We start from the raw sequence: 16,168 nt of genomic DNA on the forward strand, positions 1-16,168 counted from the left end.
TTGTGCTTGAATCCCCTCAACCGATCACCTAGCATTTCGTTAGGTGTAACGGGGAGATAAAACCATGCGACCATCCATTGTTCTTGCAGAACATCGCCAGGCGATCCGAAAAACGGTTGGGCTGTTCCCTGCGGTCAATCCGCGTATTTTCGGCTCGGTGCTGCATGGCACCGATCGGGAGGGCAGTGATTTGGATCTGTTGGTCGATGCGTTGCCGGGCGCCACGTTGTTTGATCTGGGGGGGCTGCAGTCGGAACTGGAAGCGCTGCTGGGCATACAGGTGGATCTGCTGACGCCGCTCGATTTGCCGCCGGCCTTTCGCCAGCAGGTTTTGGCGGAGGCCCAGCCGGTATGAAAGATGCGCGGTTGGTCGATTATCTGAGCCACATGCAACAGGCGGCGCAGGATGCCTGCGATTTCGTTGATGGCTTGGCGGTGGTAGATTTTATCGAAGATAAACGCACTCAGCAGGCGGTCATTATGAGCCTGATTATTATCGGTGAAGCCGTGACGAAAATCATGGATGGCAGCCCCGCGTTTACGCAACGCCATCCTGAAATCCCTTGGCGAAACATGCGCGGCATGCGTAATCGCATTGCGCACGGTTATTTTGATATCAACCTTGAAGTGGTCTGGGCGACGGTGCAAACGGCGTTGCCGGAACTGCTTACACAGCTGGTGGCGGTACGCCAGGATGCTGAGAAGTTAAACGACGGTGATTAAGCTTTCTTTGGGCAGTGACTCTGATTCCTGCCGGATCCCCACTTTTATCCGCAATATCGAATTTTTCACGCCGGACGGCTATCCGGGCCAGGTGGCGCGCTGCCAGTTTGCGCTGGCGGAGTATCGCGACGACAGTTTTCCCGAGGCGGGCTTTGCGCTGCCGGACCACCTGGCGCGCGCGGTGCCGAAACGCCGTGCGGAGTATCTGGCCGGGCGTGTGCTGGCGCGGCAGCTGCTGGCGCCGCTCGGTTTCGCCGACTTCACCCTGGCGCGCGGCGAAGATCGCGCGCCGCAGTGGCCGACGGGCATCGCTGGGGCGCTGAGCCATAATTCGCATATCGCGCTGTGTGCCGTACACCGAGAGAGCGGGCTGGGCGGCGTTGGGCTGGATGTGGAGACGCTGCTGTCCGTGGCGCGAGCGGAGGAGCTGTGGAGCGCGATCGTTTCACCGGCGGAGCGCGAGACGTTGCTGGGCGAAACGCTGCCGTTCAACGAGCTGCTGACGCTGACGTTTTCCGCCAAAGAGAGCCTGTTCAAAGCGCTTTACCCGCAGGTGCGCCGATATTTCGATTTTCTTGATGCGCGAATGGTGGCGGTGGATGCGCAGCGGCAGACGTTCGAATTGGCGCTGCTCACCACGTTGACGCCGCATTGCTGCGCCGGACGGCGTTTCGCCGGGCGGTTTTGGCGCGAAGGTGACGATGTCACGACTTTTATTTTTTGCTAAAACACAATAATAACAGTGTGTTATTTCTTGTTGGGGCGTAACGCGAATTTGCCGCGGCGTGCGGCAAGATTCATTCATCGGAGATTGACCGACGGTGGGGATCCGGTGTAATTTACCCACCCTTTACAGCTAATGATAATTATTCGCATAAACATTATCATTGGTGAGGCGCAACAAAGGAGTGGTCTTGTGGCGACACTGACGACAGAAAACCAAACCTTCTCCGGGTTTGAGTACGCCGAACAATCGACCTTTTTGTACCGGTCAGAATTCCGTTCCCTCTCCGCCCACGGCGTGTTTGAGCGTATTGAGACGCCGGCGTTCGGCGGCGAGCAGGAAGGCAGCGCGCTGGCGCAGCATATTCGCCAGGCGCTGGCGCGCGCCAAAGCCGCCGGCCAGGCGGCCCCGGTGGTGGTGGGCGCCATTCCGTTCGACACGCGCCGGCCTTCCTGCCTGTATATACCAGAAGAAAGCCGATTCGTCGCCAACGACAGCTTTATCCGCGCCGCGCGCCCGATGCTGCAACAGCCGCATCGCCTGGTCGCCTGCACCAGTATTCCGGACGAGCCACGATTCAAACACGCGGTCGCGGAAGCGGTCAGCCGCTTTAAACAAGGCAAGCTGGACAAGGCGGTGCTGTCGCGCATCCTTGATATCGAGCTGGAACAGCCGGTGGCCGGCCACCGGATCCTCAATAACCTGATGGTGCAGAACCCGACCGGTTACCACTTCTCTCTGCCGCTGGCCGATGGCAGCGTGTTGATCGGCGCCAGCCCTGAACTGCTGATCCGCAAGCAGGGCGGCGAGATCCACACCAATCCGCTGGCGGGCTCGGCGCGCCGGCAGGACGATCCGCAGCAGGATCGCCTCGGCAGCGAGCGCCTGATGCGCTCGACCAAAGACAAATACGAACACAAGCTGGTGATCGACGACATTCGTCGGCATCTGGCGCCGCTGTGCGCCACCCTGAGCGTGCCCAGCGGCCCGTCGCTGCTCAGCACCGGCACCATGTGGCACCTGTCCACCCGCATTCGCGGCGAGTTGCTGAATCCGGATCTCAACGTGATGCAGCTGGCCTGTCTGCTGCATCCGACGCCGGCGCTGTGCGGCTTCCCGACCGAAAGCGCCCGCCAGCTGATCGCCGCTCTGGAACCGCACGATCGCGGCTTGTTCAGCGGCATCGTCGGCTGGTGCGACGCCAACGGCGACGGCGAGTGGGCGATCGTCATCCGCAGCGGGCTGCTGCGCGGCAACCGGGTGCGGCTGTTCGCCGGCGCGGGCATCGTCGCCGCCTCGACGCCGCAGTCCGAATGGATGGAAACCACTGCCAAACTGGGCACCATGCTCAACGCTTTCGGCCTGAACAGCGGCGCGCTGTAGGCCTCTTTGCGGCGCAGTCCGCGCCGCGTCATAGCCTTTCGCAGGAGATAACGATGAACAACAACATGACCCGGCGGTGCGCCCGGATGGCGGTGCGCGCATGAGCATTCAGATGGATTTCACCGGCAAACGCGTGTGGGTGACCGGCGCGGCGCGCGGCATCGGCGAGCAGATCGCCCGCCACTTTTTAACCCAGGGCGCCGAAGTGGTGGGGTTTGACCGAGAATTCGCCAATCCGGATCTGCCTTACCCCTGCGTGACGTTGGACATCAGTCGGCCGGAGCAGGTAGAGGCGGTGTGCCGCCAACAGCTGGCGGAGAACCCGCGACTGGACGTGTTGGTCAACGCCGCCGGCATTCTGCGCATGGGCAATACCGAAGATCTGAGCGTGGATGACTGGCACCAGTGCATCAACGTCAACGCCTCGGGGGCGTTTTACCTGTTCCGCGCCGTGCTGCCGCACTTCAAGGCGCAGCGCAGCGGGGCGATTGTCAGCATCGGCTCCAACGCCGCGCACGTGCCGCGCGCGCAGATGGCGGCCTACTGCGCCTCCAAGGCGGCGCTGACCAGCCTGAACCACTGCGTGGGGTTGGAGATGGCGCCGTTCGGCGTGCGGTGCAATCTGGTGTCGCCGGGCTCGACCGACACGCCGATGCAGCGCGGCATGTGGCAGACCGACGATGCGCAGCAACGCACCATCGCCGGCTTCCCCGAGATGTTCAAGCTGGGGATCCCGCTGGGTAAAATCGCGCGTCCGGACGAAATCGCCAACGCGGTGCTGTTCCTGGCCTCGGATTTGGCCAGCCACATCACCATGCAGGACATCGTGATCGACGGCGGCGCCACGCTGGCCGCCTGAGTCAGACCCGCTGGCGGCGCAGCAGGTGCCGCGCGCCCTCCGCCGCCAGCAGCAGCACCGCCAGCCAGATCGCCAGATAGGTTGGCCATTCGCTTTGGCTGATGCTCTCGCCGAGCAGCAGCGCGACGAGCACCAGCAGCACCGGTTCCACATAGCTCAGCAGGCCGAACAGGCTGAACGGCAGCATGCGGCTGGCGAGGATGTAACACACCAGCGCCACGGCGCTGATGATGCCGAGCAGCGGAATGCGCCAATATAGCTCGGCATTGATCTGCAGCGCCGCCGCGCCGCCGTCGCCGAAGGCGAACCAGGCCGCCGCCGGCAGCATCAGCGTCAGCTCGCACCACAGGCCGCCGAGATTGTCGGTGCCGAAACGCCGCCGCAAAATAAAGTAGAGCGGATACCCCAGCGCTACCACCAGTGTCGGCCACGATACGCCGCGCGCCTGATACAGCTCATTGCTCACCCCCGCCACGGCGCACGCCACCGCCAGTTTTTGCAGCAGCGACAGCCGATCGCGGTAGATCAAACGGCCCGCCAGCACCATGGTCAGCGGCAGCAGAAAATAGCCGAGCGACACGTCGAGCGCCTTGCCGTGCAGCGGCGCCCACAGGAACAGCCACAGCTGCACTCCCAGCAGCGCCGAGGTGAGCAGCAGGCCCAGCAGACGCGGCGGCCGTTGGCCGATCCCGACCAGCGTGTCGCTCACCTTGCGCCAATCGCCGGACAGCGCCATGAACAGCGTCAGGAACGGCAGCGTCAGCAGCGTGCGCCAGCCGTAGACCTGTTCGCCGTTCAGCGGGGTGAGGGTAGAGGTGAAGTAATACATCGCGCCGAACAAGATGGAGGCGACGACCGAAAGAGTGATGCCCTTAATCACACGCATTCCTGGTGAGTGATTGATTTTATGGCGGCTACTGTAGAGAAATTTGCCGCCAACGACAATGGCGCAGCCGGGCGCTGGACAATCGGCAGCGGCGGGTTACAATGAGTACTGTGTATTCATACAGGTTTTAGCGATGACAATCGATCTTTTTGAAGACGCGCTGCCGCCGCCGTGGCGTGAAGAGATCGCCCCCGGCGCGGTGGTGATGCACGGCTTTGTGCGCGATCACGGGCCGGCACTGCTGGCGGCGGTGCAGGGCGTGGTAGCGCAGGTGCCGTGGCAGCATTTGACCACCCCCGGCGGGCACGTGATGTCGGTGGCGATGAGCTGGTGCGGCAATGGCTGGACCAGCGACAGCCGCGGCTACCGTTACTCGGAACGCGACGCGCGCAGCGGCAAACGCTGGCCGCCGATCCCGCCTATTCTGATGGCGTTGGCGGACGAAGCCGCGCAGCAGGCGGGCTTTGGCCCCTTCGTGCCGGATTCCTGTTTGATGAACCGTTACGATCCGGGTAGCAAGCTGTCGCTGCATCAGGATAAAGACGAGCACGACTTTGGCGCGCCGATCGTCTCGGTGTCGCTTGGGCTGCCGGCGGTGTTTCAGTTCGGCGGCCTGCAGCGCAGCGATCGGGCGCGGCGCATCCCGCTGGCGCACGGCGACGTGGTGGTGTGGGGCGGCCCGTCGCGGCTCTGTTTCCACGGCATCCTGCCGGTCAAGGAAGGCTACCACTCGCTGGTGGGGCCGCACCGCATCAACATCACGCTACGCAAGGCGCTTTAGCTGCGGCTCCTGCGCCAGGCAGGCGACGAGATAGTCGATAAACACCCGCAGTTTGGGCGGCAGATACTGGTTGGGCGCGTAAAGCAGCCACAGGCCGCCGTGATAGCTGCTGAGGAAATCCCATTCCGGCAACACCTGCACGATCTCGCCCTCGTCGAGCGCCTGGCGGGCGGTAAAATACGGCAGGCTGCCGATGCCGATATGCCGTTTCACCGCGTCCAGCCGCACGCCGGTGTGGTTGGCGGCGTAGCGGCCGCGCACGTTGACCGTCACCGTTTTGCCGCTGCGGCGGAATTTCCATTGCGCGTCGCTCGGCGTTTCTCCCAGATAGATGCAGCTGTGCGCCGCCAGATCGTGCGGATGCTGCGGCGTGCCGTGCTGCGCCAGATAGTGCGGCGTGGCGCACAGCAGGTGGTCTATTCGCATCAGCTGACGGCCGATCAAGCCCGGTGACGGGCGATCGGTAATGCGCAGCGCCAGATCGACGCGGTCGTCGATCAGATCCATATAACGATCTTCCAGCCGCAGCCGCACGTCCACCTTCGGGTAACGCCGCAGAAACTCCGGCATGTGCGGATGCAGCACGAAACGGCCTACCGCCTTGGGCACGCTGACGCTGACCAGTCCTTCGGGCTCCGCGGCGCCGCGCCCGCCGAGCGCCATCACCGCGTCGGCCGCCGCCAGCAGGGTGCGGCAGTGTGCAAACGCCTCTTCGCCGCTTTCGCTCAGCCGCAGTTTACGGGTGGTGCGATGCAGCAGCTGCAGCGCCAGCGCCTGTTCGAGCTTCGCCACGCTGCGGCTGACGGCGGAAGGTGAAGCGCCCAGTTTGCGGGCGGCGGCGGAAAAGCTGCCGCTCTCCACGACCTGGACGAAAACGGCCATTTCGGCTAACAGCGCGTAAGAAAGATTTGTGCTCATGACGCAAAGGTCCATTGTGATGGCGACGGATTATGCTTCGATTATGACATGAATATAATGGCGCTTCGAACCGAGGAGAAAAATGATGACCGAGCGACGTTATTACTACAGCGACGATTTACAGGGCCAGGCGCAGGTATTGAGCTGTGAGCCGGCCGAGGCGGGCGCTTACGCCGTGGAACTGGACGCCACGCTGTTTCACCCGCAGGGCGGCGGGCAGCCGGCCGACGTGGGAGCGTTGAACGGCGTCGCCGTGCTGCGGGTGCAGCAGCAGGGGGATAGGGTGTTGCACTATACCGCGGCGCCGCTGCCGATCGGGCCGGTCAATATGCAGGTCGACGAAGCGCAACGCCGGCTGCACGCCCGCTGGCACTCCGGCGGCCATCTGATCGGCTGGCTGGGGGAAACCCGCGGTTGGCGGCCGGTGAAAGCGCATCATTGGCCGGGAGAAGGGCGCATCACGTTCACGCCGGGGCCGGACGTACAGACGCTGGAGGCGGCGTTTTTACACGCGGAGCTGGCGCGCCTGATCGCCGCCGATTTGCCGCGTCGCCAACAGGCGGTGGACGGGATGCGCCAGATCGGTTTCGGCGATCTGCCCGCCTACGGCTGCGGCGGCACGCATGTCGCCACGCTGGGCGAGGTGGGCGCGATCGCGATTACCGGCGTAAAGATGAAGAAAGGGCAGCTGATCGTGCAGTATGCGCTGGAATAAAAGCGTCAGCGTCCGGCCTGCCGCAGCTGGGCGCAGAAGGCGCACTGGCATCCCGCCACCGGTACCGCCTCACAGCGGCCGATATTCACCGGCTGGGCATCCATAGCGTGAAAGCCGTAAAACAGATTTTCGATGTTCTGTTCCGCCGCACGCGCCTGTTCGGTGCGCGGCTCGGGCACTTTTGACTGAAACGCCGCAGCCTTGCCGGCCAACAGGCTGAGAAACAGCAGCGACAGCTGGATTTTCATCGTCGTCTTCCCTTTGCTTTTTTTGATACGTTATAACAAAACCAAAGCGCCGCCAAGCGCCGCTCTCGCGTTCGGCACCCGCCGGCGCGTGAGCCGGTGCGGTGAACGCCTGAGCTAAATTCGTATTACTCGTTGATTTTATTGAAATTGATGAAATAGTCAGATGCCATCATCCAGGGCATGACAGGGCAGCCAATATTCTAAATACTTAATTGAAGAGGCGCTCGGGGCAGGAGAAGCGCTTTGGGCGCGCGCTTTTGCACGGCGCGCCCGCCGTTTTTGGCATGGACTGCATTTTCTCAGTGTCGTGGATTGTAAAATGGATTTTTGTAACCGGATTTCCGTGTGTTTATTGACGTTTAATTCATCGCGCCTGCTGCGTGACGTGTTGCAACCTGTGGCGGCGTTCGCCGATGAAATCATCGTGGTGGATTCGGGCAGTACTGACGGCACGTTGGCCATTTGCGACGACTTCAATATCAAGCCTCTTTATCACCCGTTTGAAACCCATGGCCGGCAAATGAATTTCGCCATATCCCGCGCGCGACATGACTGGGTTTTGTGCCTGGACAGCGATGAGATCATGGATGATGAAGCGGTCGATGCGATGCGGCTTTTCAAGCGCACCCCAGGCCCCGACAAAAATAACGCCTATCGCATTCGTCGCGATTGGTTTGTGTTGGGACAGGCGGTCAGAACGCTTTATCCCGTCTCGTCACCGGATTTCCCCATTCGCTTTTTTCATCGCCAGGTGGTGAAGTTCAATGATGCGCCGGTAGATGATGCGGCGGAAGGGGGCGTATCTACCTTGATACTGGCCGGGCACGTTAAACACGACACTTTTTTCTCAATCGAGGAAGTGTTTGCCAAGCTGAACAGCTATACGGCGCGCGTGGTGAAATACAAGGCGATAAGGCCATCGATTCTCCGAGGGGTGATTAGCGCCATCGGCGCATTTTTCAAGTGGTACATTTTCAGCGGCGCCTGGAAAGCGGGCCGGGTCGGGGCCGTGACCGGCGTTTACGCGGTGTCCTACAGCTTTTTGAAGTATTTCAAGGCGTGGTACCACAGATAGCCGAACGGCGGGCGTGGCGTGAGCTCCCGTTCGATTGCGGCGCGCGATTGCGGCGTTGGGCCGGCAACCGCGCGCCGAAGGCGAGGGGCGAACCGCCTTCATCTCCTCGTTTAAACGCTGTCTTCAGCGATCAGCACCTCAGTAATATCAATGCGATGCAGCAGCTTTCTCTGTTTCTCATGGCTGATTTTCTTCATGCGGCGCAGCCGGTACAGCTCTTCTCTTTCCGCGTGCAACGAGGCTAAGTACAGCTGCTTTTCCAGCCGCTTCAGCGCCACGATATTCTTAATGTCTTCTTTGGTCAGAATTTTACGTTGCAGCACGTCCAGCATCCGCCGCGTCGTTTCTTCAATCAGTTCCGGCGTGGCGTCGTCCGGCGGGGCGACGAGCAGCTTTTCCTTGGTTTCGTTGACGGCTTTGGTCGCCGCGCTCGCCAAGGCTTCTGAAACGGAGAAAGCCTCTTCCTGATCTTCTTCCGGCGGCAGATTGCCGCGCAACAGGAAGGGCAGCGTGACGATGCCGACGACGATCGACAGCAAGATGACTCCCGAGGCGATAAATACCAGCTGATACCGCCCCGGGAATGGCGAGCCATCCAATAGAAACAGCGGAATTGACAGCACGCCCGCCAGGGTCACCGCCCCTCGCACCCCGGCAAAGGCGGCGACGAACAGATCGCGCGTGCTGAATTTCGAAAAGAACAGCGGATCTTTGCGCATCAGGGTCGCGCTGCCGACTTTCATCAGCCACAGCCAAATCAAACGCACGGCGATCAAACTAAAATAGATGATCACCACGTAAGCCAGCAGCGTCTCCAGGCTGATGGAATGATCGATACCGGTTTGCGCCACGGTGAAGTTCAAGATGCCCGGCAGCTGCAGCCCAAGCAGAATAAACACCATGCCGTTAAACACGAACTCGAGCATTTCCCAAATATTATTGGTACGTAAACGCACCAGCGGCATGCTGCGATTCACTTTGGATTGGCCAATCATCATGCCGGCGCTGACGGCGGCCAGGATGCCGGATACGCCGATTCTTTCCGCAATCAGATAGCAGGAAAAGGGCAGTAACAGCGAGAAAATAATCTGGGTGGCGGAATCGTTATACATCCATTTATGGATGAACTTAACCATTTGATTATAGAGAAAGACAATAATGATGCCGCACAGCACCCCGCCAATCGAGACCTGAAGAAAGGTCAGAAAGGCGCTCTCCAGGGTAAACGCCATCGCGCCGAGCGCGACAGCGATGGAGAAGTTGAGGGAAACCAACCCGGAGGCGTCGTTCATCAGCGCCTCCCCTTCAATTACGCTCATCACGGGTTTGGGCATGCGTCCTTTACCGACGATGCCGGACAGCGCCACGGCGTCCGTTGGCGACAGAACGGCGGCCAGGGCAAACGCGGCGGCGAGGGGGATTGACGGGAGCAGGAAGTGAATCAGATAACCCACCCCGACGACCGTGATGATCACCAGCACCAGGGCCAGACAAAGGATTTCTCTGCCGTAATGGATGAACTCTTGCGCCGGCGTTTTCCAACCGTCGGCGAACAGCAGCGGGGGAATAAACAGCATCAGGAAAAGCTCGGGATTGAAGTCGATATGCAACCCAAACTGCGGCCAGGCCAACACGGCGCCAACGATGATTTGCATCAGCGGAAGCGGGATCTGGAAGGGCAAGATGCGCGTCACGACGCCGGACAACGAGACGGTGAGCAATAAGATCAATATGGTGAAGAATGTTTCCATCGTGAACCTTTTGTGGATTTAATTTTTCTCACCGTTATCAAACGGTTTTTCTGCAGGATTTTTATTTAATACCGGGTTGTAACCGTCTCGCAGAGAGACGGTTTTTGTTGCGCTGGGCAATCCGATATTTTATTGCAGTGATAAGCGCATTGAATGAAAGAGCCTCTCGGGACTAATTATTTAGAGTGATGATGAATGCGGAATTGCTTTTAATCACGAGGTTGCGCAGAGGTTTACCCTGCGTTGAGTTCAGGGTGAAACATCATTCTTTATCAAGCCGATGTCGATAGAAGCGGCGAAAAAAATGATTCAATGCCATTCTTTCCCCATCGACATAGACAATATAACCTTTCCCGCGTTCGCCGACGGTGACTTTTTCAACATTCACATTAGGATAGTGTTTTTTTAGGTTTTTAGACCATACTTGAATACTCATAATTCTATTTTCCTGACGCGCTTTATTCTTGTTTAAGGCATATTGATAGCACCCGTAAAAATAAGTCTCGTGGAAATAAAATATCGTCACTACCTGGGGATGTCTACAAGCGTGCGGGCGGGATAAAGTGAAAAATGCCGGTTGCGCTTAGGCGGGGTATTTAGCGCAAACATAATAAAAACAATAAGTTATACAATCGGTCGCACAAAAAGCAAATTTGGGTAACGTATTGATATGTAAGGTTTTGGTACGTAAGTCATATCGAAGAGGACGCTTAACGGATAAGCGGTGATTCCTTGTGGGGGCGAGAAAATCTCATCTTGGCGCGAATTTCAGGGAGATGTTGACGTTTTTTCCAATTAGATAAGTCTTAAAGTTGGCGCTTTGCGGCGAGTGGGTAATGAGTGGTTTTGAGTGTGAATTCATCATAACTCTTTATTGTTTAATATAAATCATTACCCTTTTTAATAAATAGCTACGCCGATAATGACAGGGTTACTGCGCTGGCCCTGGCGCTACCTCTTTCTCTCTGTGCTTGATAGGGAAGACAATGGGGATATAGGTCTTCATCTCTATTGTATTGCCGCCTTTGGGGGTGATAATTTCAATGAGAAAGCGATCGATCATGCCAACTTTATTTATCGGGAATGATTTGGTGTAGATACTTTGCGTGAATTTTTGCGCCTCATCGCTTGCGCCGTCAAAACAGAACTCTGCATAAAGTTGCATGTCTTTTTTTTCCTGGGCGTCGGCCAGAGAGGCAAGCACGCTGCCAAGACAGTCTTCTTCAGAAATATAGAGGGTCTTCAAATAGATGCTGACGTAATTCTCTTTCTTGATGCTCGCGCCAAAATTGAAGAAGTTAATCACGCCGCTATCCGTTTTTTTCATGTTATCAATTGCCGCCAATCGCAGCGCGGAAACCGCAGGATGGAAGTGATCTATCTCTGCATCAACGCCATCCCCTGAATCGTCGAAAAATTTTGGCAGGTGCACATAGCGATGCTCGGGAATGCCGTCGAGAAACAGCAATGGGATGGCGGAGGACACGTCCCACGATTTACTTTTGCGATACTGCATCGGCGAGGTTCTGAATTGCTTGCGAAACGCCCGTTCAAAGGATTGATATGACTGAAAGTTCAGCGCTTTAACGATATCGGAAATAGAGAGGTTCGTCGCTTTCAACATAAATGCGGCGCGAATGAGTTTTCTGCCCCTCACATAGCTCCCGAAAGTCATCCCTGTTTCATCTTTAAACGCTTTTTGGATATGCCCGCGTGAATATCCGCTTTTTTCTGACAGCATCTCAACGGTGAGCTTCTCATTGAACCCACTTTCTTCCACCCAGGCGAGCAGCTCCTCAATGACTTTGGTTATAAACATGCAGGAGCTCCCTTTTAGTTATCTGCCTAATGGTTGCGTTGGGTAAAATAACGCGTTATCGATATTCAGCGATAAGCCCCCAATTCATCCGATCTTTTAGGCAATATCCTGAGTATAGAACGCTTGCAATATTAACGCGGTGAATTAAAAAAAATGTACTTAAAAGTGTCATTTACCAAATAGCAGCGTATGGCGAAGAAGGAGAAAGTGCAGGGATACATTTTGAGTGTGTTAATTTATTGATTTTTATGAGGTTGTGTGAGTGGGTTAAGGTGGGTGGAGCACATTTTTTGCTCATTGATAGATAAAAACTCTATATGGCTGTCAATTTATTGACAGTAACATCTTTTCGAATCGAAATAATTAACTATTCTATGTTTAAGAGTGGGTGGTTAAACGGCAAATAGGCCAGGCAGGGGATTGCGCAATTAAATAATGGTTAATCCAAGGGGGTATCAAGGATAATGACATTCAGGGAGGAGTATGAGGGGGTATTTTCACGAAAAATAGCGTTTGCTATTTATCTTCTGGCTGTGGCCTGCGTTTTTTGAGGCAGAATAAACGCTGAGCGTTGTTCTGTCTTGGCGTCCGTGGTTTATCAGCGTTTTTCCACACGACTTCTTTGTGAATCTCATCTTGTGCGAGAGGTGAATCGGCATCTTTCGCCCTGGAAATGATTTTTGTGCAACGTGATGCGTGGATATATTTGAACGGATATGGGAATGCCATTCTTCGAAAAAAAGCAAGCCGGACAGATTTTGGTTCCGCAAGAAGAGAGATGCATTCAATAATAAAAATAGCAAGATGACAGGCTTTACTATGGATTGTTCTAACAAGTTCAGACGCAATATTTTAGATGAGATAATCGCTATCATTGAAAAAGCCATTGATACACAAAGCCATGTATCAATAAGGGCGCTATCCATTAAGTCAGGGTATTCCATCGGGCATTTACAGCGGATGTTCTATTTGTATGAAGGGATGAAGATAGGGACCTATATCAGAAAGCGCAGACTAAGCCGCGCGACGTTATTGCTGAAATGTACCGATATGAAGATCTATGAAATCGCGTTGCTCTCCGGATTTAGTTCTCAGCAATCATTTAGCCGTGCATTTTCAAATCAATTCGGTTGCCCGCCGAGAACATTCAGAACCCAGCGCGATTGGCCTTTTCTCAATTATCAACCGATTATTGGCTTCGATAAAGAGCCTTTCCCCAGCAGCATCGTGTACTTGAATTTGCATGAGTATTACGAGAAAAAAAGGATCGTGCAACTGCTTTCGCCGGTAATCAGCCGGGGGCAGATGAAGGTAAACGTAAAGAATCCAATAACCTGTAGCCTGTACAACGCATCGGCAAAGTACATTGCGATCAGACGCAATGAAAAAAAGATGAGCGAAAACGAGTTCATCCTATCGCTCTATGAGGGGGTGTTGGCTTCCCTGGATATCTTCATCACGCAAAGCGTAATCTTTAAAATTCACGATCACTGCCCAGGTGAAAAGGAAAACGTCAGCATGTGGTATTTCATCCCGATAAAATGAGCTTTGTTTATCGCGCGCGGCAGAAGGTTGCCTGATCACAACGGAAAGCTTGGGTTATGCCATCGATATTTTGATGGCGCCCTCCCCATAAGCCTGTTTCAACCAACGGAACGGTTGGCGAGGAAGAAAAAAACCGACCGCGAGGGTCGGTAAGCATGGGGTATTCAATAGGTATGACAACACTACAATTAAATAATAGCGCGCGTTGGGGTTTTGTCTTTACCGAAAAGTGTTATCTCACGGAACAATGGACTCGGCATGCGCGCATCCTCTTTGCCAATAAGACGTGGGGCCTGCGACGCGCAGGCGTCATGAAATGAAGATAAAAAAAGCCGGCGATTAACGCCGGCCAATGAAACATCGACAATCTCTCTGAGATGCACGGCCCTACACGGGAAATAAGGCCATGCAGTTGCTATGTAACCCTGCCTGGTGCGCTTTTTTTTACCAAAAAGCGATATTTTTGGCAGGGGAGGCGGGGAAATAAAAAAGCCGGTCGTGACGACCGGCGAATGCGAAAATAACAGGGTAACGTTAATTGAAAGTGCACATAAAATGATAGCGAATTAATCCTAGCACTGACATCGGCGGTATATTTTACCTAAAAATGTCTTTGCGGCATTGGCATTACCGCCCGGCTCCGACGGCGGAATGAGTTTGTGCGCAGAGGAGAAAGGGCGGCCGATACTGTGCCCTCCGAAGCCAGGCTAAGATCCCAGCGGCCAAACCGCCTCGCGCACGGCGATCGCTTTGGGCAACAGCCCCAGGGCGTAGAAGCGGTCGGCGATGCTTTGCTGCTGGCGGATCACCTGCACATCCATGGCGCGGATCTCGTGGCTGCGGCGCGACAGCGCGAGTTCCAGCGAGGCGCTCGCCAGCCCCAGTTCGTCGGAAAGGTGACGAGCGGCTTCTCTCGGCTGCGCGGCAATGTAGCGGCCGGTGTGCTGCAATGCTTGCATCAGCGGCTGCAACAGATCGCCCGAGCGCTCGGCGAACTCGCGGCGCGCCAGATAGAATTGCTGATTGAGCACCCGTTGGGTGCCGTCGGCGATCACGCGCAGTTCCCCGCTGCGCTGCGCGTCGCTGAGCAGCGGATCCCACATCATCCAGGCGTCCACCGCCTGCAGGTCGGTCGCCGACAGCGGATACTTCGGCGGCGCATAGACGATGCGCACATCGTTCAACGTCAGTCCCTGTTCGTCCAACATCTGCAGCAATAAATAGTGCACGTTGGAGCCTTTGTTGAGCGCGATGCGTTTGCCACGCAGATCGGCGGCGCTGCGTATCGGGCTGTCTTGCGGCACCACCATCGCCACGCTTTGCGGCGCCGGCGGCTCAAACCCGACATACACCAGCGCGTTGCCCTGCGCCTGGGCGAAGATCGGCGGCACTTCGCCGGTGGTGCCGAAGTCTATTTCATCGCCGTCGAGTGCGTGCAGCAGCTGCGGCCCGGCGGGAAACTCGCTCCACAGTACGCTGATGCGCTGTGCGGCGAAGTGCTGTTCCAGGCTTTGCCGCGCCTTGAGCACGCCGAGGTTGCCAAATTTTTGATAGCCGATGCGCAGTTCGCGTTCGGGCAGCGGCGCTGCGCTGATGGCCGGCGAATGTGCGGGCGCGCCGACGCTGCGGCGGCGCGGTTTGATCAGGCCAAGATGCGCCAAATGGGTGCGCAGGGTATTGCGGCTGACGCCGAGCAAGGCCGAGGCCTGCAGCTGGTTGCCGCCGCTGCGTTCGAAGGCGTTGCGCACCAGCGCATCCAGCACCCGTTGGTAGAGCTGGGTAGCGTCGCCTTGCAACTGCTGCTGCACGAAGCGATCGATGGCGTCGTCACCGCCGCCGCCGTGATCCGTCAGGCGTTGCGTGAGCCGCAGTTGCTGCGGGGCGATCGGCCCCCCCTGGCTCAGTAAGACCGCATTATGCAGCGTGTTCTCCAGTTCGCGCACGTTGCCGGGCCAGGGGTAGTCCAGCAGCGCCTGCTGTGCCTCTGCCGTCAACTGCAGCGGCGGCCGTCCCAGCCGGCGGGCGTACAGCGCAAGAAAATGTCTGGTCAGCGCCGGAATGTCCTCCGGCCGCTGGCGCAACGGGGGTAAGGCCACCGCCGCGACGTTCAGCCGGTAATAGAGATCTTCGCGGAAGCGCCGTTGGCGGATTGCGCCGGCCAGATCGACGTGGGTGGCGGCGATGACCCGCACATCGATCTTCAGCGGCTTGCGCGAACCGACACGGGTGATTTCCCGTTCCTGCAACACGCGCAGCAGCTTGACCTGCAGCGACAGGTTGAGTTCGCCGATCTCATCCAGCAGCAGGGTGCCGCCTTCCGCCGCTTCGAACCAGCCCTGATGGGTGCCGACGGCGCCGGTGAAGGCGCCTTTCTCATGGCCGAATAATTCGGCTTCCGCCAGGCTTTCCGTCAGCGCGCCGCAGTTGACCGCCAAAAAAGGGCGATGGCGGCGCGCGCTGTGGTGGTGCAGATAGCGCGCCACCACCTCTTTGCCGGTGCCGGTTTCACCGACGATCAGTACGGTGGCGTCGGTGGGGGCCAGCCGATCGAGCACGCTTTGCAGAGCGAGCGACGCCGGGTCGATCAGCACCGGTTTGTCGGCGGCGAACGGTTGGGGATCGTACATGGGCGTCTCCTAGCTGACGGCGAAGGGGGAAAAAAATCTTATCCCAGCCCATGAGCGGCCGCGAGAGGGGAAAAGGCGCACGGTGCTGCATTGGCAACAGCTTTTCGCCGCCGC

General features: G+C 57.3%; 16 protein-coding genes. 9 read left to right on the forward strand and 7 right to left on the reverse strand.

Features of this window, described 5'->3' with window-relative positions; genetic code table 11:
* The first annotated feature begins 64 nt into the window (after nt 1-64).
* The 5 genes from J9788_RS07410 (at nt 65) to dhbA (ending at nt 3,689) form a co-directional block, all read left to right on the forward strand.
* Nucleotides 65-355 carry a nucleotidyltransferase family protein gene (locus tag J9788_RS07410; protein ID WP_182264191.1) on the forward strand — a complete coding sequence of 97 codons (291 nt, stop codon included), beginning with the start codon at nt 65-67 and terminating at the stop codon, nt 353-355.
* Nucleotides 352-723 (forward strand): DUF86 domain-containing protein, encoded by a 372-nt coding sequence (locus J9788_RS07415; RefSeq protein WP_182264192.1) that lies wholly within the window; start codon nt 352-354, stop codon nt 721-723. The genes J9788_RS07410 and J9788_RS07415 overlap by 4 nt, the downstream gene beginning before the upstream one ends.
* 34 nt (nt 724-757) lie before the next feature.
* Complete coding sequence (locus tag J9788_RS07420; protein WP_182265083.1) at nt 758-1,450, forward strand: 4'-phosphopantetheinyl transferase; 693 nt, start codon at nt 758-760, stop codon at nt 1,448-1,450.
* Nucleotides 1,451-1,639: 189 nt separating this feature from the next.
* Nucleotides 1,640-2,830, forward strand: a complete 1,191-nt coding sequence (locus J9788_RS07425; RefSeq protein WP_046896443.1) for an isochorismate synthase MenF — start codon at nt 1,640-1,642, stop codon at nt 2,828-2,830.
* A gap of 100 nt (nt 2,831-2,930) precedes the next feature.
* Nucleotides 2,931-3,689 carry a 2,3-dihydro-2,3-dihydroxybenzoate dehydrogenase gene (gene dhbA / locus J9788_RS07430; protein WP_039565253.1) on the forward strand — a complete coding sequence of 253 codons (759 nt, stop codon included), beginning with the start codon at nt 2,931-2,933 and terminating at the stop codon, nt 3,687-3,689.
* A 1-nt stretch (nt 3,690) separates the two neighbouring features.
* Here the strand turns inward: dhbA and rarD are convergent, their stop codons facing one another.
* Nucleotides 3,691-4,569 carry an EamA family transporter RarD gene (gene rarD, locus J9788_RS07435; protein ID WP_182264193.1) on the reverse strand — a complete coding sequence of 293 codons (879 nt, stop codon included), beginning with the start codon at nt 4,567-4,569 and terminating at the stop codon, nt 3,691-3,693.
* Nucleotides 4,570-4,708: 139 nt separating this feature from the next.
* Between rarD and alkB the strand changes: the two genes are divergently transcribed.
* Nucleotides 4,709-5,356, forward strand: coding sequence for a DNA oxidative demethylase AlkB (gene alkB / locus J9788_RS07440; protein WP_033643703.1), 648 nt, complete (start codon nt 4,709-4,711; stop codon nt 5,354-5,356).
* On the opposite strand, the gene J9788_RS07445 is transcribed toward alkB, so the two are convergent.
* The gene (locus J9788_RS07445) at nt 5,339-6,274 is read right to left on the reverse strand and encodes a LysR family transcriptional regulator (protein WP_046896445.1); all 936 of its coding nucleotides are present in this window, start codon (nt 6,272-6,274) and stop codon (nt 5,339-5,341) included. The genes alkB and J9788_RS07445 overlap by 18 nt on opposite strands.
* Nucleotides 6,275-6,359: 85 nt before the next feature.
* Between J9788_RS07445 and J9788_RS07450 the strand changes: the two genes are divergently transcribed.
* Nucleotides 6,360-6,989 (forward strand): hypothetical protein, encoded by a 630-nt coding sequence (locus J9788_RS07450; protein ID WP_060660523.1) that lies wholly within the window; start codon nt 6,360-6,362, stop codon nt 6,987-6,989.
* Between the two features lie 5 nt (nt 6,990-6,994).
* On the opposite strand, the gene J9788_RS07455 is transcribed toward J9788_RS07450, so the two are convergent.
* Entirely contained in the window at nt 6,995-7,237 is a 243-nt protein-coding gene (locus tag J9788_RS07455; RefSeq protein WP_046896447.1) for a hypothetical protein, read from the reverse strand.
* A gap of 319 nt (nt 7,238-7,556) precedes the next feature.
* Here J9788_RS07455 and J9788_RS07460 point away from each other — a divergent pair, with 319 nt between their 5' ends.
* Nucleotides 7,557-8,312: a glycosyltransferase family 2 protein gene (locus J9788_RS07460; RefSeq protein ID WP_046896448.1), complete on the forward strand. Its 756-nt coding sequence runs from the start codon at nt 7,557-7,559 to the stop codon at nt 8,310-8,312.
* A 110-nt stretch (nt 8,313-8,422) separates the two neighbouring features.
* Here J9788_RS07460 and J9788_RS07465 read toward each other — a convergent pair whose 3' ends face one another.
* The 3 genes from J9788_RS07465 to J9788_RS07475 form a co-directional block, all read right to left on the reverse strand.
* Nucleotides 8,423-10,063: a Na+/H+ antiporter gene (locus tag J9788_RS07465; RefSeq protein ID WP_182264194.1), complete on the reverse strand. Its 1,641-nt coding sequence runs from the start codon at nt 10,061-10,063 to the stop codon at nt 8,423-8,425.
* 262 nt (nt 10,064-10,325) lie between these two features.
* Nucleotides 10,326-10,499, reverse strand: coding sequence for a hypothetical protein (locus J9788_RS07470; RefSeq protein WP_154219870.1), 174 nt, complete (start codon nt 10,497-10,499; stop codon nt 10,326-10,328).
* A gap of 495 nt (nt 10,500-10,994) precedes the next feature.
* On the reverse strand, nt 10,995-11,882 hold the full coding sequence (locus tag J9788_RS07475; protein WP_182264195.1) for a helix-turn-helix domain-containing protein: 888 nt from the start codon (nt 11,880-11,882) through the stop codon (nt 10,995-10,997).
* 696 nt (nt 11,883-12,578) lie between these two features.
* On the opposite strand from J9788_RS07475, the gene J9788_RS07480 reads away from it, so the two are divergent.
* Nucleotides 12,579-13,427 carry a helix-turn-helix domain-containing protein gene (locus J9788_RS07480; RefSeq protein WP_351131745.1) on the forward strand — a complete coding sequence of 283 codons (849 nt, stop codon included), beginning with the start codon at nt 12,579-12,581 and terminating at the stop codon, nt 13,425-13,427.
* Nucleotides 13,428-14,134: 707 nt separating this feature from the next.
* On the opposite strand, the gene J9788_RS07485 is transcribed toward J9788_RS07480, so the two are convergent.
* Nucleotides 14,135-16,054, reverse strand: coding sequence for a sigma-54-dependent Fis family transcriptional regulator (locus J9788_RS07485; RefSeq protein ID WP_182264196.1), 1,920 nt, complete (start codon nt 16,052-16,054; stop codon nt 14,135-14,137).
* Between the last annotated feature and the right edge of the window lie 114 nt (nt 16,055-16,168).

This window comes from Serratia sp. X10 (assembly GCF_017811775.1).
GTDB classification, from domain to species: Bacteria; Pseudomonadota; Gammaproteobacteria; order Enterobacterales; family Enterobacteriaceae; genus Serratia; species Serratia ureilytica.